The organism is Okeania sp. KiyG1 (assembly GCF_014132355.1).
Classification (GTDB): Bacteria; Cyanobacteriota; Cyanobacteriia; order Cyanobacteriales; family Microcoleaceae; genus Okeania.
In genome coordinates, this window is record NZ_BLZO01000179.1 from 1 (window position 1) to 19602 (window position 19602).

Below are 19602 nucleotides of genomic sequence, written 5' to 3' on the forward strand. Positions count from 1 at the left end.
CCACCAGCGAGCAAATTAGACGTTACAAACAAGAATATCATCTGACTTGCCAGTTAGACTCTCCCAGTATTATTAAAGCTTATAGCTTGGAAGAATATCAAAGAAGTTATGCGATCGCTTTGGAAGACTTTGGCGGAATTTCCCTCAAACAATGGCTTGAAGAACGCCCAGATATTTCTGTTGAAGAATTTTTATTTCTGGCGATCGCTATTACTGAAAGCTTGGGACAAATTCACGCTCAACATATTATTCATAAAGATATCAACCCCTCTAATATCGTTTTTAATCCTGAAACCAAAGAACTAAAAATAATCGACTTTGGTATTTCTACTAAACTAAGTCGAGAAAATCCTACCCTAAAAAATCCTAACGTTTTAGAAGGAACTCTAGCTTATATTTCCCCAGAACAAACAGGCAGAATGAATAGAGGGTTAGACTATCGCACAGATTTTTATTCTCTGGGGGTAACATTTTATGAAATGCTGTCGGGACAACTGCCTTTTGAAAGTTCCGATGCTTTGGAATTAGTACATTGTCATCTTGCGAAAAATCCATCGGCAATTATTAGTAAAGAAAAACTTAACAAGATAGAAATACCCCAAATAATTACAGATATTGTAATGAAATTAATGGCCAAAAATGCCGAGGATCGTTACCAAAGTGCTGATGGGTTAAAAGAAGATTTAGAAGAATGTCGCCGACAACTAGAAATAACAAGAAATATTAATTCTTTCCCACTAGGCCAACAGGATATTTCCAATCGCTTCCAAATTCCCCAAAAACTTTATGGTAGGGAAAAAGAAATACCAACTTTACTGAAAACATTTAAGAGAGTTGTGGAAACAGGAAAAGTAGAACTGATGTTAGTGAGCGGTTATTCTGGTATTGGTAAATCATCCCTGGTGCAAGAACTTTTCAAACCGATCACCGAACGTCGAGGGTATTTTATCTCCGGCAAATTTGACCAATTTCAACGCAACATTCCTTATTCAGCAATTGTGGCAGCTTTTCGCGGGTTGATTGAGCATTTATTGGGAGAAAGTAAAGCTACGTTACAGGTCTGGCGAGAAAAATTATTGCAGGCATTAGGAAATAACGGACAAATAATCATTGATGTTATTCCCGAAGTCGAATTAATTATCGGTAAACAACCTCCTGTTACCGTATTAGGAGGCAATGAAGCACAAAATCGTTTCAACCTTGTTTTTGGTGATTTTATTAGTTGTTTCTGTGATAATAAGCATCCATTAACTCTATTTATTGATGACTTACAATGGGCAGATTTAGCAACTTTGACATTGATTGAACGGCTATTAATATCAGGAGCAACTAAATATCTTTTACTCTTAGGAGCTTACCGCGATAATGAAGTTTTGGCAAGTCATCCTTTGGCTATTTCTCTGAAAAAGCTCAAGCAAAACAAGGCAGCAATTAACAAAATTAAGTTGCAAAAATTACCTGTAGATCAAATTGCCTGTCTAATCGGTGATACCTTGAAGCAAAATCCAGAAAAAGTTTGCGACTTAGCCTGGTTGGTTAGGGAAAAAACAGGAGGAAATCCTTTCTTTGTTAATGAATTTTTACAGGGATTATATAGCGAAGAATTACTAAAGTTTAATCATAAATCAAGGGTTTGGGAATGGAATATAGAAGTAATAAAGGCTAGGGGGTTAACAGATAATGTTGTGGAATTTATGGTTGGCAAGCTGCAAAAATTACCCAAACCAAGCCAAGAAATTTTATCTATTGCTGCCTGTTTGGGAGCAGAATTTGACTTAAAAACTATCACTTGGGTAGGAAAAAATTCTGCCCAAGAAACTTTTCAGTTATTAAAAATTTCTCTTGACCGCAACTTAATTTTACCCCAGTCCGAATTAGATGAAAATCTGCTGATTCAATCTTTTAAATTCAGTCATGATCGCATTCAGCAAGCTGCTTATGCTCTAATTCCCGATGAGGAAAAAAACAAGACTCATTATCAGATCGGACAAGTGCTGATACAAAATATGTCCCCAGAAACCAGAGAAGAACGGATTTTTGAACTTGTCAATCAACTAAACTATGGAACAGCTTTAATTACCCAACAAACAGAGCAAGATGAATTAGCTCAACTCAACTTGTTTGCCTGCCGCAAAGCTAAAGATGCTAATGCTTACCAAACAGCTCGTGAATATGTTAGCACTGGTTTGGCTTTGTTGGGAGAAAATGCTTGGCCGCAACAATATGATATGACTTTAGAATTCTATGAATTAGGAGCAGAATTGGCTTTTATCCGTGGTGAATTTGAGGCTATGGAAGAGTTAATTGAGATAGTCATTGCCAATACCCGCTCTTTACCAGAACAAAAGAACGTTTACCAAATTAGAATACAAGCATATACCGGTCAAAATAAACTAGCAGAAGCAATTGCCATTGCCCAACAATTTTTGCAACAACTAGGTGTCACTTTTCCCGAAAAATTGACACAGGATTATATTAAAGAGGCAGTTTCCGAAATTTACCTACTGCTTGGCGATCGAGAAATAGAAAAGTTGGTCGATTTGCCTATGATGAAGGATAAAGAAAAAATTGCTATTGTGGAGATTGCTGCTAGCACTATGCCACCTAGCTACAATTCTGGTTCTTTCTTATTTCCGTTATTGGTATTTTTGTCAGTCAAACTATCTATTCAATATGGAAATACTGAAGCTTCCGCCCATGCTTATTCCTGCTATGGCATCATTGCTTGTAATATGTTGCAAGATGTGGATGTCGCAGTCAAGTTTGCTCAACTAGCACTACAAGTAATCTCCAAACTTGATTTCAAGGGGGTAAAGCCAGTGGTAATATGTATTACCATGTTCTTTCTCCTACATCGTAAATCTTACATGAAAGAAGCTCTCGCTTCCTTGCAAGAGGGTTATGGAATAGGTTTAGAGGTGGGAGACGTGGTATTTGCTGGCTACAATGCTCATGGCTTTTGTTTACAATCTTTTTGGTGTGCTCAACCCCTTGCTTCTTTAGAAAAGGCAGCTCATACTTACTTTGATGGGTTAGTACAATTGAATCAATTGACAGCAGCTAATTGGTGTCGCAGTTGCTGGCAAACAACATTAAATTTACTGGGAATTGCTAAATATCCAACTATTTTATCTGGAAATGCAGACCAAGAAGCTGAATTTATTTCTCAAATGGTATCTGATAATGATTCCCTAGGATTATCATTTTTTTACACATATAAGATGATACTGTGCTACTTGTTTGAAGAAATTGAATCTATTGAAAAATATGTAGAAAAATTAAGGGATATGTGCTTGGTTCTTCAGGACTTGTGATTCAGCCAGTATTTTATTTTTATGATTCTTTGATTGCTTTAGCAAGTTTGAGTGATGACGAAAACGAGATTTCAGAGGTGATGGAACGAGTGGCAGAAAATCAAAGGGAACTGCAACAGCAATGGGCAAAGTATGCTCCAATGAATTATCAACATAAGGTTGATTTAGTGGAAGCGGAAAAATACCGAATCTTAGGAAAAAAAGCAGAAGCAATTGAACTATATGACAAGGCGATATCAGGAGCTAAGACTAACGAATATATTCAAGAAGAAGCTCTGGCAAATGAACTAGCAGCAAAATTTTATCTTGACCGACAGCAGGAAAAACTTGCTTCCGTTTACATGATGGAAGCACATTACTGCTACAGTCAATGGGGAGCAATAGCAAAAGTCAAGCACCTGGAAAAAAACTATCCTCAATTGTTAAAAACTTCTAATAACAAAAGCTATGATACAACATGGGTTCAGGGTACAAGCAGTTTTAATGATACTGATTTTTTAGATTTAGCTACAGTGATTAAATCTACGACTGCTATTTCTAGTGAGATTGTTTTGGAAAAATTGTTGGCAACTTTAATGGATATTCTCATTGAAAATGCAGGAGCACAACGAGGAATATTAATTTTGGCTCATGGGGAAGGTTTATTTATTGAAGCAACGAAGGAAGAATACTCTGAGAAAGTTTCTCTATTGCAGTCTATTCCTCTGTCTGAATTTAAAATGGTGGCATCAAAAATTGTGTATTATGTTGCCCGTACTTGTAAAACTATTGTTTTGAACAATGCTACTCGTGAAGGGAATTTTACTGATGATACCTACATTCAACAATATCAATGTCAGTCTATTGCCTGCACTCCTTTAATCAATCAAGGTAAACTCCAAGGCATTATTTATCTAGAAAATAACCTGACTACTGGAGCTTTTAGCAGAGAACGCATGGCATTGTTACGAACTATTGCTACTCAAGCAGCAATTTCATTAGAAAATGCCCAACTGTATAACAATATAACTAAATTAAGTCAGGCTTATGAGCGTTTTGTTCCGGCTCAGTTTCTCAGCTTTTTAGACAAAGACAGTATTGTGGATGTGAAACTAGGAAATCAAGTGGAACGGGAAATGACAGTCTTATTCTCGGATATTCGGGATTTTACCACGATCTCCGAACAAATTACTCCAGCGCAAAATTTTGCTTTTATTAATGAATATCTCGGTTATATGGAACCCCAAATTCAAGCTCATGGTGGGTTTATTGATAAATATATCGGTGATGCCATCATGGCATTGTTTCCCAATTCTGCCGATGATGCGGTTAAAGGGGCGATCGCCATGTTGCAAGAGTTGAAAACATACAATTCAGAGCGACAACAAAAGAATCTCAAACCCATTAGTATTGGTATTGGTTTACATACAGGTAGGTTGATTTTAGGGACTGTAGGGGGATTTGGGCGTATGGACGGAACAGCGATCGGGGATGCGGTGAATCTCTCCTCGCGAGTGGAAGAGTTGACCAAAACTTATGGGGTTTCCCTGTTAATTACCCATCAAACTTTGGCTCGTTTGAATAATCCCTTGGAATACGATTTGCGATTTATCGAACAAGTGAAAGCTAAAGGCAAAGCTAAAGCGGTTGGTTTATTTGAAGTCTTTTCTGCCGACCCACCAGAATTACGAGATGTCAAAATTGCTACGAAACAGAAGTTTGAAAGGGCAGTATTGTTATTTCATCAAGAGTTATTTCCAGAAGCAACAGATTTATTTCAAGAATGCTTAGAATATGGTCAGGGCGATCGGGTTATTTATAGTTATCTCGAACGTTGTCAGGGTCTTCAATAATTAATAATTAATAATTAATAATTAATAATGAGATTGTTTTGGAAAAATTGCTGGCAACTTTACAGCGGTTTTCATTTCAGTAAACCACAGTAGGGGCGAATGGCATTTGCGCTCCGCAAAGCTTAGAATTGCGCCCTTACAGGATTTTTGTTTGACGATGTGGTTCATCAATTTGAAAAGCGCTGTAATGGATATTCTCATTGAAAATGCAGGAGCGCAACGAGGAATATGAATTTTGGCTCATGGGGAAGGTTTGTTTACCGAATAATTAATAATTAATAATTAAATTTCCTTATTTTTAATCCTCTCGGTTTTAACCAGAGGTAATTATCAATTATCCATTAATGAAGGTGCTAGGTTTTAGGTTTTAGGTGGATTATTAGTTATTGACTAGCCAGTTTATTTGTAACATTCTTTTTTCAATTTGGTATTATCCAGATTTGATATCAGATTTTAAGTTTTAGGGCACGCAGAAGACAGAAGACAGAAGACAGAAGGCAGAAAATGTCTATTTAGGGCTTGCTGAATAAATTTCAAAGCATTTACAGGTAAAGGTTTTAGACTTTTTAGGTCTAGAAATTTTACCTGGTTTTCAGCTCTTCATGCTCAAAGAAAGAGCGTATTTTGGGCGAGAGTTGGGCAAAAAAATTCGGTTGTGCAGAGCGTAAAGTGTGGGATAAGTAAGTAGGGCTGGCCTATATAATCTAAAAGCACTGATATATAAAGCTTGAGCGCATTTTTGTCGCGAAGGGGGTGCAAATTTTTCAGCCTTTAAGACTAAAAAGTTAGGACGGGTGAGAGACACTTCCCAAAAAGATACAGGTACAATTATTCCTCCTACTTTCGAGGGTCTTCCCACGCTTCTCACATTCCCCTCCACGGTCGGGGAGGGGCGAGGGGTGGGTCCCCACCCTCCCCACACTTCCTTGACGCACTACCCTTACTTTTGACTTTTGACTTTTGACTTATAACTTATAACTTCCTTCTTTCTTCCTTCTTCTGTTATAGTTCCTTCCAGTAACAACAAACGCGAGGGTTGAAGACAAACCTGCCAAGGAAAAGAACGATTCTTAATTTCACGCCATTTTTCCTTAAATACTTCTGCTTGTAGATGGTAGTCAAAAGCATTTTTTGCAGGTTGATATAACTTTAAGTACAAAGTTACTCGATGTTGAGTTTCACTAATAGCTGCTAACCAACAAGGAAAAGTATTAGGTTCGTTTGACTCCTCACTAAAAGTAATCTGGTGAGCACGAATGCCAACATGAGAAAAATATTCCGGAATAGGTTCAATGATATCAAGACTGCATCCCCACTCAATAGCTTCTATTTTTCGGTTGTCAATTATTACTGCTGGAGAAAAGTTCTTACAACCAGTTAACTGAGCAACTCTTACACTGGTAGAATATTCAAAAATGTCATGTTTGACACCGTGAGCAAGAGCAATTCCGTCATCGACTACTAACAAATTTTGGCAAATTCGGTAAGCTTCCTCTAGGTTGTGAGTTACTAATAAAGTCACCCCTTGATAATTTTCTAGGGTGGCAATAACCAATGTTTCAATCTGATGGCGCAGGTGGGTATCTAATGCGGAAAAAGCTTCATCTAACAACAAAGCATCGGGTTGACTTGCTAATGCTCGTGCTAAAGCTACCCGTTGTTGCTGACCTCCCGAAAGTTCTTCTGGATATCGTTTGCCATATCCTGGTAACTGCACTGCCAATAGATAAGCTTCCACTTGTTGTTTAATCTCTGTGGACGACAAACCTTTGGGCAAACCAAAAGCAATATTTTGCGCGACAGTCATGTGGGGGAAGAGAGCATAATTTTGAAATAGATAACCAATGTGGCGATCGCGACTGGGCAGATTTATTTTCTGTTGCGAATCAAATAATACTCGTCCATTTAAAACAATTCGACCTCTTGTAGGAGTTTCCAAACCAGCAACGCAACGTAAAATCATACTTTTACCAGCGCCAGACCCTCCTAATAACCCCAATGGTTTGTCATTAGCATTGAAACAAACATCCAAGAGAAACCCAGGAAATTTTTTCTGGATATCTACAAATAGATTTTGTGAGTTTGTGTGGGAGTTTAGTCTCAAGGGTTGTGTTTTTACTACAGGTACAGAACGCACATCTACAATTTGCTTTTCTGTTTTTCTTGCCCTACGTTTTTTGATTTTAGATTCTGACCAATAGTTGACACCAGTTATTACTCCTAGAGATATGGCTAAAATTACTAATACCCAGGCAAACGCTTCATTCATATTCCCACTTTCGGAGGCAAAGAAAATAGCTATCGGAATAGTTTCTGTTTTGCCAGGAATGCTACCTGCCAACATTAAAGTAGCGCCAAACTCACCGAGCGATCGGGCAAAAGCTAATAATGTCCCAGCAATAATTCCCGGTTTTGCCAAGGGTAACAAAATGCGCCAAAATACAGTCCATTCAGAAGCGCCTAAAGTTCTAGCACAAGCAAGGAGACTGGTATCAATTTGAGTAAAAGCTGCCAGTGATGTTTTGTACATCAGGGGGAATGAGACAACAGTGGCTGCTATTACGGTGGCAGGCCAAGTAAAAATTAATGTTATCCCCATTGATGAGAGTAGCTGACCGAGGGGACCGTTTCTACCAAATAATAATAGTAATAGAAAACCTGTTACGGTTGGGGGCAATACTAGGGGAGATGTGAAGATGGCGTCAATTATACCTTTGCTTTTACCGCGATATCCTAGCATCCAACGTGCTGCTGCTATGCCAAGGAAAAAGGTAATAACTGTGGTAACTATTGCAGTTTTTAGGGAAATCCAAGCAGGAGATAGGTCAAAGTTCATTATTTATGTTAATAAAATAAAGGTTCAGAATCTTTTATAGAGATGTCTAACTTACCATCCATAATTACTTTATATTTTCTATCTTTTTTCCTGGCATAAACTGTTTTGTTGACTACAAGATAGAGAAATATTTGATTTTTTTCCCTCAAAAAATAGGAACTTTTCTTTCAAGGTTCCTAGATAAAAATTTATTTATTACCAAAGCTCAAAATTATGATATAATTAGCGAAATTTGTTAGGCTGTTCTTATCAAAACTTGTTAAAGATAGGTATGAGACTATGAATGTCAGGTGATTGTTAAAAAACAGACAAGTGTTAGCTTACATCAAGGTAAAGGGAGAAAGTGATGCGGTCGGAAAAATCCCAGATATCATTGACGGAGAATAGCCTGATTATCTGCAACCTATTAGCGATCGTGATATTAAGAGTTTTGGGGAAGGTTCTTTGAATGTACCACGAAAGGTTAGTTTTTCCAGAGCATCGGGAGGTGGTCTCAGACATTATTATATTAATGGAGAAGTATACGATCCAGAATCCCAGGACTATATTCTGGAGCTGAATACTGCACCCTTTGGTTTGGCCTGAAAACCCTTAGTCATTTTGTCCAAAAAGCAACTCCCCCAATGACGGCGAGGAGTTGTCTTTTTCTTTTTATATAGAATCCGGTTATATAGTATATGTTGATAATTCTATAATTACTTAAATATTTAATCTCCCCCACTCCCCCACTCCCCTACTCCCCTCTTCCCCTCCACGGTCGGGGTTAGGGGTGGGTCCCCTACTCCCAACTATACAATAACTATTCAACCGGATTCTATATTAGGGGTGTAGCGCTTATTTCAGTTATCAGTTATCAGTTATCAGTTATCAGCCAAATTTGTAAGGTGCGTATTTTCAGTTATTAGTCATCAGTTGGACTATAAGTAAGGTGAATGTTATGCTCGCCTGAAAATATCGGGAATTAGCGATCGCTTTTCTATTTCCGATACATCGAAACCACAACACCGCCCCAACAACTCCCAAATATTTTCTCCAGTAACATCTGGGTAGCCATAGTATCCATACTACTGGATTGTTTCATCTTAAATGTTGCAATAGATGTAGGTTTGGTATCGGGAGGATATTCGCAGCTTATCCTACGGATAAACCCAACAATAATCTTTCTCCCCATCTCCCCATCTCCCTATCTCCCCATCTCCCCATCTCCCCACCCTCCCCACACTTCCCACCCTCCCCACACTCCCCATCTAATACACCATTTTAGATGAAACGGTCTAGTAGCATGGATTACATAATATCATCAGGACTTACGCAAAGGCACTATATGGCACTATATATTATTGCTGCGAACCGGGTCGGGATAGTAAAAACTAATAGAGTATATTTCAGCGCTTTTCAAATTGATGAACCACATCTTAAACCCTTTCAATTGTAGGGACGTTCCATGGAACGTCCCTACTGTGGTCTACTCAAATGAAAATTTTTCAAGCACAAGAAAAAAGTTAATTTATGTTATTCTTATAAAAAAATTAGGTTGAGCAAAAATAAATGAAAAAATATTTACAAGCGTTATAGCTTTACTCATGGTGTTGGTTGGTTTGGTTGGTTGGAGTTTTTTAGCAGCTCCAGCTAGGGCGGACTTATATAGCTTTTATGATTATATTTCTGCAAATAAACAAAATTATAAAATAATAAAGTGTAAATTGGGTAATGATTGGGTTGAATGTGAGTTTGAAGTGAGTAATTTAAAAAATTTTTTTAAAGTTGTTGATATTTGTGAGGAATATGGTGCAGTGTCGTGGGAGGAGGAAGAAGAAGGATATTATTTGGAATGCGATTGGTGAGGAGGATAAGGGGAAAGAACTGAACAACTGTGTTGGTGTAATATTAGCATCACCGACTCACCCTGTGGCTCTGTGGCTACCCCATCATCGCCGCCCCATTTGCTGTAATAAATGTATGGGCAGCCTTTGAGCCAAACCAACTTCCCAACGGGTCTACCTGGTACACCTCCTGGTACCCCTCTAGGTCTAAGTTCAGTTGTCCAGGAACTCCTTCCCTACCCCTTGGTTTGGCCTGATAACCCTTAGTCATTTGTGCATAACTACCTTCAACAATTAATAATTAATAATTAATAATTAATAATTACATCTTCTTTTTAGGGAGAGGATTGAGGATCAAAGAAAAAAGTTTCTTTTTTTCCCTTGAAAGGGGAAGCTTTCAACCTGAGTTATAGCATTTCCCAAGCTCGTGAGGTACGGTTCTTTCGATCCCCCCTAACCCCCCGATGAGTTGGGGGGAACTGGAAGTCCCCCTTTTTAAGGGGGATTTAGGGGGATCATAACTTTACTTCATAACTGTAGGAATTGCTATATTTAATTGTTAATTATTAATTATTAATTATTAATTATTCGGTAAACCCTGCAGCTTTGGGGTTGGCATGGATATAGCGCAGAGTTTTGAGAATTCGGTCGCGATCGCTGTTAGGAATGGCCTCACTGAAATACCGTTGCTCCCAAAAATGTCCAGTGCGATGCAAAAATTGATTCAACACCATAGCGCTATACCAGTTTAGCCAGTGCATCAGCTTAGGTAACTCTTCTGGGTTTTCTGGCGCTAATAAATAATGAATATTCGCATAATGCAGAGAGCATAAAGCTTAAACTCAAATTTCTTCTTCGCCTTAGCAATAACCTCTAATAAAAGTTCTCGGGTGGCACGTTTGGCCAAATTAAATTCTTTATTGTTGCAGCGCACCGTAGTGTGGAAGGTGCAATTAGAGGGTAGATTTCTAGGTAGACGAGGCATATCAGTTATCAGTTATCAGTGAGACCTTATTTTATTGGAAAAAGTGCGGGCGTTAACTTATTCTCTCATTTTGAGGTACACCCGCGCGCGAGCAAGATGCACGGTTCCCGAAAAATCGCACTGAGAAGATTTAATAATTAAATCGCGCGCGAGCAAGATGCTCGCACTGAGATTGGTGGAATCTGCTATAACTCCTTACTTCTAAACTTCAGACTTCAGCTATAAGCAGGGCGAGTATTCTGCTCGTCCGAAAATATCAGGAATCAGCGATCGCTTGTTTGTTAGGAAGATATTCTGGCGATCGCTCTTCTTTTGCAGAGAAAGGAAAGCGTATTGTGTTATAATCATAACCGTATGATGTAATTTATTTTCTATAATCACAAAAATCATAATGGTTTCATCTAAATTGCTTCAGCTAGAGAATGCTATTAATAACTTATCCTTAGATGAGAAAATATGGCTTATGGAAAAAATCATAGCTCAAATGAAAGAGCAAACAAAATCTGCTAATTATCAATCCCAACCCGATCTAGAATTTAGCCATCAAAATAGGGACTTAGAAACCGAACCTTTAATTGGTTTATTTGCTGCTTCCCCAGATTTAGCTACTAATTCTGAGGAAATTTTACAAGGAGAAATCAAAGAAAAATCAGGATGGTCTTACAAAGAAATTTCTCAATAGCAGATACTGGTTTTGTTGTAGCTTTGATGAATCAAAAAGATATTAGACATCTTGAAGTAGCAGAGATTTATAGGCAGCAACAACAAATTTTATTACCCCAAACAGTATTAGCTGAAGTTGCTTATTTAGTAGGTCGTGAAGTTAGCACAATGATGGTAGCGACCAGCTTGCGTTATTTACTGGATAGTCGATTTATGATATTAGCATTAACTTCAGAAGATTTGTTGCGAGTGGCAGAAATTTTGGAGATATATCAAGACAGTAGAATTGATTTTGTAGATGCTAGCGTCATGGCAATAGCAGAACGTTTGGAAATTACGAAAGTCTTGACTTTAGATCGAAGAGATTTTCAGCTATTTCGACCTAAGCATTGTCAATTTTTTGAGATTATGCCGTAATTTTTTAATAAGCAATAATGCAAATCCAAGACTATTTCAACTTCCTAGCGCCTGATGATATCCGCATCAAAGGTAGCCGCATTGGTATCGAAAGTGTTCTCTATGAATACATTTATCGTGCTAAAACTCCTGAAGAAATTGCTGAACAATTTGAGACTATTACCCTGGAAGATGTTTACGCTACCATCCTCTACTATATTTTCAATCCTCTCGGTTTTAACCAGAGGTAATTATCAATTATCAATTATCCATTATCAATTAATGAACATTCCCTTCCCGAGACTAGAAACTATTTCGTAACTCCACAAACTGGGGACTATTAGTTCGGCATTTTCTTGTTGCCACTGCTGCATTTTTGCCAAAGAAACTGATGTATAGGGTAGGGGGATCAGCAAAGCCAAAATTATATTGGTGGGCGATCGCTACCAAAGAGCAGAGTTAAATGAGGGACGTTTGTTGCTTCCTGATATAGAAATAAGTCTGGGTTTGTGGCAGGGTAGTTTTAATAGTGTAAATAGACTCTGGTTGCGGTGGATGACCCCAGAAGGAGATTTGATACTGACTCCAGAAGAGAAGGCCAAGCAACGAGCTACCAATGCGGAGCAACGAGCAGAACGCTTGGCAGCAAAACTGCGAGAGTTGGGTATCGATCCTGACCAGTTGAGTTAAATAGTTTTTTTGAAATAGGGGAATAAACCAAGAGGATATATATTTTTTAATTTCTTCCACACTCCCCATTTATATCATGTCCGGTTGAATACTTATTATTAAGGTATTAGGGGAGTAGGGGAGTAGGGAGTAGGGGAGTAGGGGAGTAGGGAGTAGGGGAGTAGGGGAGTAGGGAAAATAGAAAGATTTACTGTTTAAGCACTCGTGATAAGTTTTTTCATCACGCTATTATCCGGACATGATATTACTCATCTCCCAATTTCCCCACACTCCCGTTGCTTCCTTTACCATGAAAGCTGCATTACCACCGAGGATTATTTTAGCGATGAACAATAGTTCCTACATGTTCACCATTCACTGCCGCAATAATATTATCTGGGTCAAGACCATTAACAATTTGAACTTGACTTATTTGTCGGGAATAATCAAGTAAATCTAACAAAATGCGTTCAAATGGTAAGCTAGCAAAATCACCTTTTCTCACTTCCTCTGTGGAAATTTCTGAGATAAAGTTTGCATCTTTATTGATATTAGGGTCTTGATCGTAAAGTCCATTTACATCTTTAACCAAAGTTACACTTTGACACCCAAAACATTCTGCTAATAAAAATGCACCTGAGTCGCTACCATGAGGAGGAATGCGTCCAATAGCAGGAGGATGTTCCCATAATGAATATGGAGGAACTCCTGTAAAAATCACTCCAGGAACACTACGAATAAATAGGGGTAAAAGATGTCCGAAAACTTCTGGAGGAATGGCAACTACCCCGTATGGAGCTAACAATGCACCGAGAACGTGGGCATTTCCCAAAGCATCTGCTTGAGCTAGTTCTGCTAATACACCAGAAGGCATTCCCAGATCTAAACCTATGGAGAAGACATGGCGAGTTCTAGCGCCTCCTCCTGTGCCAATAATTAGTTTTTTTGACTCTAACAAAGTTCCTAATGCGTCACGGACGGGATAGGTAGCACTTCGTCCTTTATCAAGAATGGAACGCCCTCCTATTTTGACCACATAAGTATCAGGAAGCATCCGAATAACTGGTGCTTCAGTGGATTTTTGTACCTCTTTGTCGAGTAAGCTTTCTCGCATTAACAGGGAGTCAAGATGATGTCGGCGATCGCCATTGCCTTCTAATGCAGTTGTCATAATAATTACCTATGTTCAGTTATCACTCATCAGTCATCAGTCATCAGTTATCAGTTATCAGTTATCAGTTATAGCACTTGGTATTTAGATACCTGAGATTGCTAAATGCTGGAACTTAGCCAAAGATTACTTCTAACTTTTAACTTCCTATGATTACTTTTGACTTTTGACTTTTGAATTTTGAATTTTATTGACTTTTGACTTTTGACTTTTGAATTTTAACTTCTTATCAGCTATCAACATAAATTTCTGTGCCGATATCTTCTCCATTAAGAGCGCGAGTTAAGTTGCCTTTTACCAATCCATTAATGATGCGAATAGAACGGCGGTTCTTAGCAATTTCCATGAAGTCTAACACAGGACGTTCTACCACCACATCTTGTAAATCTAACTCTTTTAATTCCTTCACCGAAATTCTTTTGATAAACTTAGCACTGGGATCTTTTTTCGGATCGGCAGTATATAACCCTTCCTCATCTTTGATGAAAATCATAGATTTTGCACCAAAAACTTCACTAACTAAATAGGAACCAGTATCAGTTCTATGGGGAGGAATACGGCCAATTTTAGGATTTTCATGCCAAAATGTATAGGGAGGCATTCCAAAGAAAATCACAGCTCCTCTTTCTTTTAAATAGTGTGCCATTTGCCCAAACTGCACTGGTTCAATAAAAGGAATACCATGCTTTGCTAGCAGATAATAAAGTATCCGAGCGTTTTGCATACTCACAAAAGTTCCTAAGACACTTAATACTCCCGTGGGTAGTCCTAAATCTACTCCCACACTGTAAGCATGACGAGCGCGAGTACCTCCACCCGTACCAAGAATCATTTCATGGCTGCCTAAATTTTCGGCTATTTCTTCTATTAAAGGAAATACAGCAGCTTTACCTCTATCTATAAAGCTTTGTCCGCCAATTTTCAATACATTTGCACTGGGTAAAATCTTAATCGGTGCTTCTTTTTCTGTTTCGGATAAAACTTGTTGGTTACTGAGGGAACCTGTTACTAAAGATTTACCTAATTCCGAAAGTAATTGACTGTCTTTGACTGGAGTTTGCAGATTCATAAGTATTCAGTAATTAAGATTGAATTTTTTAGTCAGGACTTACACAAATTGACTTTTAAATCACCATCTTTAGGGACGTTAGCGGAGCTTTGCGTTAGCAAATGGCATTTGCCCTCACTAGATTTAGTTTTTCTGCGTAACTCCTGTTAATGTTTGATTGTAAGCATTTCCTAGGTCATGCTGCGCAAACAGCTATTAGCGTTTCCATTCCGGAATGCTGCGCAAAAAGCATTCAGCTTTTCCTTGGTCATTCTGCGCAAACATAAGTTTTAATTTTCTTTAGATACTAATTCCTCCTTGGGTGTGATAATGACCCCAGGACTTACGCAAATTCCCCTTGAAAACGCCATATGTAGGGGCGTCATTCGGAGCTTTGCGGAGCGCAAATGCCATTGACTAACGTCAAGCTCCGCTAACGCCCTGACTGGATTTAGTGTCCGTCCATTCCTGGAGCTAATAAATCATAGCTGATAGCTGATAGCTGACCGCTGTTTGCGCAGCATTCCGGAGGAAATGCTTACATAAAAAAGCCTTCAAGGATGTAAGCTTCTTCTGATTCAATGGGGGTTTCTAAGCTATTAAATTTGGTTTTTGCCCAAATTTCTAATTCACTGAGAACAGATTCTTTAACGGCTATTGGCGGATTAATTCCAGCTAATCCTGATTTTTGCTGCCAGCTATCAATAGATTGTTTCGGGGTATTATTTACTTGCCAACTGATAACTTTAATAGGATCAATTTTTGTTGAATTTCTGTCTATAAATAGGTCATTAAGTTGGCTATGTTTTTGTTCTTTTTGACGTTGCGATAACCCATGTTCTTGGAGAAGGTTGCGCATTTTTTTTCGCATTGTTTCTCTCACACTATCCGGCTGTCTTTGAATTCTGCCTATGAGAAAAACTGCCCCTTGTCTGTCAGCAATACGAAAGCTTTCATTGACAATATGTTCTAGTTCAAGTAAGTGAATTGTTCGGGAACTAAAAATAACTTTCGTACTACTATCAGGCACTGGCAAAACCTGATTAGCATCTGCTTGTTTTAACTGCCAATTTTGTTGTTTATCATCCAACTTTTGGCGGAATATGTCAAGCATTTGCTCGGAAATATCAAGCCCCAAATATTCACAGGATGACTGAATTAACCACTCTCCAATTATACCTGTTCCTGCACCAATTTCTACTATTAAATCATTGGGTTGTACTTGGGCGATCGCCAGTATTTTCTGAGCAATGGCATCACAAATTTCTGGGGATAATCCTGCTCGCGAATCGTAGCTTTCAGCTTGATAATCAAAAGGAGCATGGCTAATTTTCACTGCTTCATTTTAGTTAGGTTTGGCATTTGTTTACTCTATTATTTTTTTGGAACAATTGCTCGACTCTTTAATATTTTATAATATTTTATTTAGTTTATTTACAAATCTTTATTTACCGTTAGGTGATGTCAAATTATGTTATGATAATTTTTTTTCTAGTTTTCAGGTTTCTTTGCCCTGCAATAAAAGTTAGATAAATGTAACAATTATGCAAATAATGGTAATAATTTTACACATAAAGATGTATCTAAATAGTTTATAAAGGAAATGTAATCTTTTTGGAGATGTCTCAATGAATAAGGAAAGTCTATTACAAGCTCTTAATGCTGCCATAGCAAAATATAAAGATGAGCCTACAGCAAGAGTTGTTTTTGGTCTGGCAAAACAGGTTTGGCAAATTGATTGGACTGTTGCTCCCTTTGATATCCTCAGCCACTATCTTGAGTTTGATATCTCCTACTTTTATCGGTTTATGTCAATGGACAAAGGCGATGAGGCTGAAGAACAACAGTTACTTAAAGATTGGATAGAAAGTAGACATACTTTAGACAAAGAAGGTAAGAGACGACTACCTCAGTTAGCAGATGAACTAAATCAGTTACGAGTTGCAGCAAGAAACGCCTAATTATATTGATTATATTAAATAAAGGGGGATTAATGATTTTTATTTGCAATCATAATCCCCTTCTTTATCAATTATCAGTTATTAATTTTGTTGAGAGCAATTCACTGTCAAACTCTGTATTGTTAAATATTGATTATTTTCTCTCTGGAGTATCCTAGTTAAATCCTCTATCTAATTTTATATAAACTTGATGTCAGTCTTAGGAAAAGTTATTTTTTTATATATAATTTCCAATTCATTTATGATAATGGCTTGGTATTCACATTTAAAATACTTGAATCATCGTCCTTGGTACGTTGCTTCAGTATTAAGTTGGTGTATTGCTTTCTGTGAATACACATTTCTTATCCCTGCCAACCGAATTGGTTATCCTCAACTTGGCTTACCAAAATTGCAAATTATACAGATAGGAATGTCCTTAATTGCTTTTATTCCTTTTAGTTTCTTTGTGATGCAAGAACCTATAAAAAAGATTATATTTTGGCTTCTATTTGTTTATTAGGAGCGGTTTATTTTATCTTTCGCAATGTTCGTTAGTTGACATCCTCCCGACGCTGCTATCACGAGACAGCGCGGGATTCCCTAGCATCACTGTTAGAGACTTTCTGTTTCTGCCGCACCAGCATAAACGAGTTTCCAGTTATCATTTTTTCCAATTACTACAGTACCGATATTATTAGTGGTTAAATACAAGGGCCACTAAGAAACTGGTGTTATGCAGATAATTCTCCACAAAACGATTTCTATGATAACTTAATGCTTCAATATATCCGACTGGTTTTTCTGTTGCCTTTGAGGTTACTTTGGTACTTAGCTTTACGCTTGTTATATAGTTGATTGACGCTTTTTAGTGGCTTCCCGTTAATCAGCAGTGGTTTGACACCAGGCTGGCTTTGTAGATAGAGCTACCTTACTGTCAATTCCTAAGTCTATTCCGGCTACATATGTTGAGTGTATTTGTGGCTGAAGAGTTTTTTCATACACTACTTCAATTATATAGCAGCTCGTAGCAGGTACTATCCTGACTTCGATTACAGTATCCACAACTACAGGTATTTTGATATCACTCATAGATAAGTGACAAATACCATCTTTTAGAGGGGCTTTATAGACTGATTACTTTGAATATATAACTACATTTCTACCTTGAGTTTTATTCTTATACTTTGGTATTCTAGGTTTACCCAAAAACTTCCCTGGATGTGCGCGACCATTCTTTGATTGCCTGAAAATAACCACGCCAAGTTGCAACCAAGCATTTTATTATTTGTTTTGATACTTTTGTTGGTAATGATCTATAGGCATCGCTATCTTTGGTGGCGTGGTATAGCTCGGTTAAATCCAGACTTTTTGAGAAAAGTGAAAAAATGCTGACGACAATAATAATTAGCCAGGTTGTACAAGTTTTTTGATTTAAAGGCTAACTCATCACACACCCGCAAAAAGTTATGTGTTCGGTTAATAATATGTCTGTCAACAAGTCGCATTCACCCGCGATAATTCATCTTAAGTCCTGTACCTGTTTAATATTACAACACTTTTCTTATAATAGCAACTACGCTTTTACAATTTTCATTCAACAGTTAATCACCCCACTTTAAGTGCTGTTTGTCGTCAAAGAAATCAACTTCCCCATCAAACTTGTTTGCGTCTCAAAGGAATAGAAAATATTGATGGAAATCTTGAACAATATCCCTTAACTCAAGCCTCGACTTTTCAGAAAAGTTGTAGAAAAGTATCCATTAAAATACGTAAAAAAGGGCCGATTCTTGCTGCAAAATGTCGAAGAAGGGATCAATCCAGCAAACGTACTGCTCTAGTTTTGGAAGATATTGAAAACATTGACGGAAACTTACAGTATGGTAGCTAAATTGTTTGTGATTTATATCATGTCCGTTTGAATACTTATTTAAAACCTTGTCCTTAAAGACGGGGTTTTATCATTAGCTTTGAAAGGGAGTATCCGGTAGTTCTATTTTATATCAAATCCGGTTAATTGGACATAGAATCCGGTTATATAATATTTGTTGATAATTTCTTAAATTACTTCAATATTAGACATCTCTTCCACGCTTATGGAGTAGGGACGTTCCTAGGAACGTCCCTACAGGAAATAATTGATAATTTCTGTACGATATAGATATTGATTTTTATTATTGGAGATGTCTATCTAATCTCCCCCACTCCCCTCTTCCCCTCCTGGGAGGAGGGGTAGACTGGTCCCCTACTCTCAACTATATAGTAAGTATTCAACCGGATTTGATATATAGGTGTGAACACTAAAGCTTATACGAGGCAATAGGTGACAATTAATTTGACGAATTATTTAGGGTTGGTAGAGAAAAATCATAATTATAAAAAATTGTTAAATTAATTCCTAAATTCCCACAAAAAGTTTAATATGACATTATGTCAAAGTTAAATAAAACTGTCGAGCTTTTACCAATTTAATGGAGAACCAGATTCTCTAACTGTCATTGCTGTCAAATTTTTGTTAGTCAACAATACCAACCAATAAAGTTTAATATGACAATATGTAAAGTTAAATAAAACTGTCGAGCTTTTACAAATTTAATTGAGAACCAGATTCTCTAACTGTTGTTGCTGTCAAATTTTTGTTAGTCAAAATATAGCAGTTGCTTTTACTTTTAGGACGGGTGCATTCAACTAGCTCGCGGTCAGCTCTTCCGTTTGTGATGCTGCGCAAACGGCTTTTTAATGAATGAAGCAAGCACTTGCTTAACTTCTACTACATTTTTAAACAAAGAATTGAAGCACAAGAATAACCAGCTTCAATTGTCCACTAAAAGTAATAAAGCTGATAGCTGTTAACGTTTGCGTAGCATGACAAACGGAAAGTTCCGACCTTATGAGGCTAGCTGACCTCTGTTTGCGCAGCATTCC

The 19602-nt window shown here is 37.6% G+C and carries 20 protein-coding genes and 2 pseudogenes; 11 read left to right on the forward strand and 11 right to left on the reverse strand.

The genetic code is table 11. The features are described from left to right. On the forward strand, window positions 1-3314 hold a 3314-nt coding region (locus SAGCYANO_RS39015; protein WP_202224933.1), incomplete at its 5' end, for an AAA family ATPase. After that, the gene (locus SAGCYANO_RS39020; protein ID WP_202224934.1) at window positions 3290-5146 is read left to right on the forward strand and encodes an adenylate/guanylate cyclase domain-containing protein; all 1857 of its coding nucleotides are present in this window, start codon (window positions 3290-3292) and stop codon (window positions 5144-5146) included. The genes SAGCYANO_RS39015 and SAGCYANO_RS39020, both read left to right, overlap by 25 nt. Window positions 5147-6086: 940 nt before the next feature. Here the strand turns inward: SAGCYANO_RS39020 and modB are convergent. Next, window positions 6087-7982 carry a molybdate ABC transporter permease subunit gene (gene modB, locus SAGCYANO_RS39025; protein WP_202224935.1) on the reverse strand — a complete coding sequence of 632 codons (1896 nt, stop codon included), beginning with the start codon at window positions 7980-7982 and terminating at the stop codon, window positions 6087-6089. Between the two features lie 444 nt (window positions 7983-8426). Between modB and SAGCYANO_RS39030 the strand changes: the two genes are divergently transcribed. Together SAGCYANO_RS39030 and SAGCYANO_RS39040 are read left to right on the forward strand one after the other, a co-directional pair. Further along, on the forward strand, window positions 8427-8567 hold the full coding sequence (locus SAGCYANO_RS39030) for a hypothetical protein (protein ID WP_202224936.1): 141 nt from the start codon (window positions 8427-8429) through the stop codon (window positions 8565-8567). A 998-nt stretch (window positions 8568-9565) separates the two neighbouring features. Beyond that, the gene (locus tag SAGCYANO_RS39040) at window positions 9566-9826 is read left to right on the forward strand and encodes a hypothetical protein (protein ID WP_202224938.1); all 261 of its coding nucleotides are present in this window, start codon (window positions 9566-9568) and stop codon (window positions 9824-9826) included. 76 nt (window positions 9827-9902) lie between these two features. Here the strand turns inward: SAGCYANO_RS39040 and SAGCYANO_RS39045 are convergent, their stop codons facing one another. The 4 genes from SAGCYANO_RS39045 to SAGCYANO_RS39055 form a co-directional block, all read right to left on the reverse strand. Next, the gene (locus SAGCYANO_RS39045) at window positions 9903-10076 is read right to left on the reverse strand and encodes a hypothetical protein (protein WP_202224939.1); all 174 of its coding nucleotides are present in this window, start codon (window positions 10074-10076) and stop codon (window positions 9903-9905) included. A 313-nt stretch (window positions 10077-10389) separates the two neighbouring features. After that, window positions 10390-10566 (reverse strand): transposase, encoded by a 177-nt coding sequence (locus SAGCYANO_RS48605; RefSeq protein ID WP_255502875.1) that lies wholly within the window; start codon window positions 10564-10566, stop codon window positions 10390-10392. Between the two features lie 32 nt (window positions 10567-10598). Then, window positions 10599-10790 carry a transposase gene (locus SAGCYANO_RS48610; protein ID WP_255502876.1) on the reverse strand — a complete coding sequence of 64 codons (192 nt, stop codon included), beginning with the start codon at window positions 10788-10790 and terminating at the stop codon, window positions 10599-10601. Between the two features lie 219 nt (window positions 10791-11009). Next, window positions 11010-11180 (reverse strand): hypothetical protein, encoded by a 171-nt coding sequence (locus SAGCYANO_RS39055; RefSeq protein ID WP_202224940.1) that lies wholly within the window; start codon window positions 11178-11180, stop codon window positions 11010-11012. A 1-nt stretch (window position 11181) separates the two neighbouring features. Between SAGCYANO_RS39055 and SAGCYANO_RS39060 the strand changes: the two genes are divergently transcribed. The 3 genes and pseudogenes from SAGCYANO_RS39060 to SAGCYANO_RS39070 all read left to right on the forward strand — a co-directional run. After that, on the forward strand, window positions 11182-11472 hold the full coding sequence (locus SAGCYANO_RS39060; protein ID WP_202224941.1) for a hypothetical protein: 291 nt from the start codon (window positions 11182-11184) through the stop codon (window positions 11470-11472). Then, the gene (locus SAGCYANO_RS39065) at window positions 11445-11870 is read left to right on the forward strand and encodes a type II toxin-antitoxin system VapC family toxin (RefSeq protein ID WP_202224942.1); all 426 of its coding nucleotides are present in this window, start codon (window positions 11445-11447) and stop codon (window positions 11868-11870) included. Before SAGCYANO_RS39060 ends, SAGCYANO_RS39065 begins: the two co-directional genes overlap by 28 nt. Window positions 11871-11887: 17 nt before the next feature. Further along, window positions 11888-12076 (forward strand): annotated as a pseudogene (locus tag SAGCYANO_RS39070) (DUF433 domain-containing protein); the annotation flags it as partial. Between the two features lie 48 nt (window positions 12077-12124). On the opposite strand, the gene SAGCYANO_RS39075 reads toward SAGCYANO_RS39070, so the two are convergent. Next, window positions 12125-12271: a hypothetical protein gene (locus SAGCYANO_RS39075; RefSeq protein ID WP_202224944.1), complete on the reverse strand. Its 147-nt coding sequence runs from the start codon at window positions 12269-12271 to the stop codon at window positions 12125-12127. 10 nt (window positions 12272-12281) lie between these two features. On the opposite strand from SAGCYANO_RS39075, the gene SAGCYANO_RS39080 reads away from it, so the two are divergent. After that, window positions 12282-12539, forward strand: a complete 258-nt coding sequence (locus SAGCYANO_RS39080) for a hypothetical protein (protein WP_202224945.1) — start codon at window positions 12282-12284, stop codon at window positions 12537-12539. A gap of 319 nt (window positions 12540-12858) precedes the next feature. Here the strand turns inward: SAGCYANO_RS39080 and SAGCYANO_RS39085 are convergent, their stop codons facing one another. The 3 genes from SAGCYANO_RS39085 to SAGCYANO_RS39095 form a co-directional block, all read right to left on the reverse strand. Then, window positions 12859-13689, reverse strand: a complete 831-nt coding sequence (locus SAGCYANO_RS39085) for a hypothetical protein (protein WP_202224946.1) — start codon at window positions 13687-13689, stop codon at window positions 12859-12861. A gap of 229 nt (window positions 13690-13918) precedes the next feature. Continuing rightward, window positions 13919-14758 carry a hypothetical protein gene (locus SAGCYANO_RS39090; RefSeq protein ID WP_202224947.1) on the reverse strand — a complete coding sequence of 280 codons (840 nt, stop codon included), beginning with the start codon at window positions 14756-14758 and terminating at the stop codon, window positions 13919-13921. A gap of 517 nt (window positions 14759-15275) precedes the next feature. Then, window positions 15276-16073, reverse strand: coding sequence for a class I SAM-dependent methyltransferase (locus SAGCYANO_RS39095; RefSeq protein WP_202224948.1), 798 nt, complete (start codon window positions 16071-16073; stop codon window positions 15276-15278). Window positions 16074-16365: 292 nt separating this feature from the next. On the opposite strand from SAGCYANO_RS39095, the gene SAGCYANO_RS39100 reads away from it, so the two are divergent. Together SAGCYANO_RS39100 and SAGCYANO_RS39105 are read left to right on the forward strand one after the other, a co-directional pair. Further along, window positions 16366-16698, forward strand: a complete 333-nt coding sequence (locus tag SAGCYANO_RS39100) for a hypothetical protein (protein WP_202224949.1) — start codon at window positions 16366-16368, stop codon at window positions 16696-16698. 190 nt (window positions 16699-16888) lie between these two features. Further along, a complete protein-coding gene (locus tag SAGCYANO_RS39105; protein WP_255502877.1) occupies window positions 16889-17200 on the forward strand; it encodes a DMT family protein in 312 nt (103 codons plus the stop codon). Window positions 17201-17559: 359 nt separating this feature from the next. Here the strand turns inward: SAGCYANO_RS39105 and SAGCYANO_RS39110 are convergent, their stop codons facing one another. Then, window positions 17560-17769, reverse strand: coding sequence for a hypothetical protein (locus SAGCYANO_RS39110; RefSeq protein ID WP_202224951.1), 210 nt, complete (start codon window positions 17767-17769; stop codon window positions 17560-17562). A 236-nt stretch (window positions 17770-18005) separates the two neighbouring features. Beyond that, window positions 18006-18185, reverse strand: coding sequence for a hypothetical protein (locus SAGCYANO_RS39115; RefSeq protein WP_202224952.1), 180 nt, complete (start codon window positions 18183-18185; stop codon window positions 18006-18008). Between the two features lie 110 nt (window positions 18186-18295). On the opposite strand from SAGCYANO_RS39115, the pseudogene SAGCYANO_RS51105 reads away from it, so the two are divergent. Next, a pseudogene (locus SAGCYANO_RS51105) lies at window positions 18296-18568 on the forward strand (CVNH domain-containing protein); the annotation flags it as partial. Window positions 18569-19602 lie beyond the last annotated feature (1034 nt).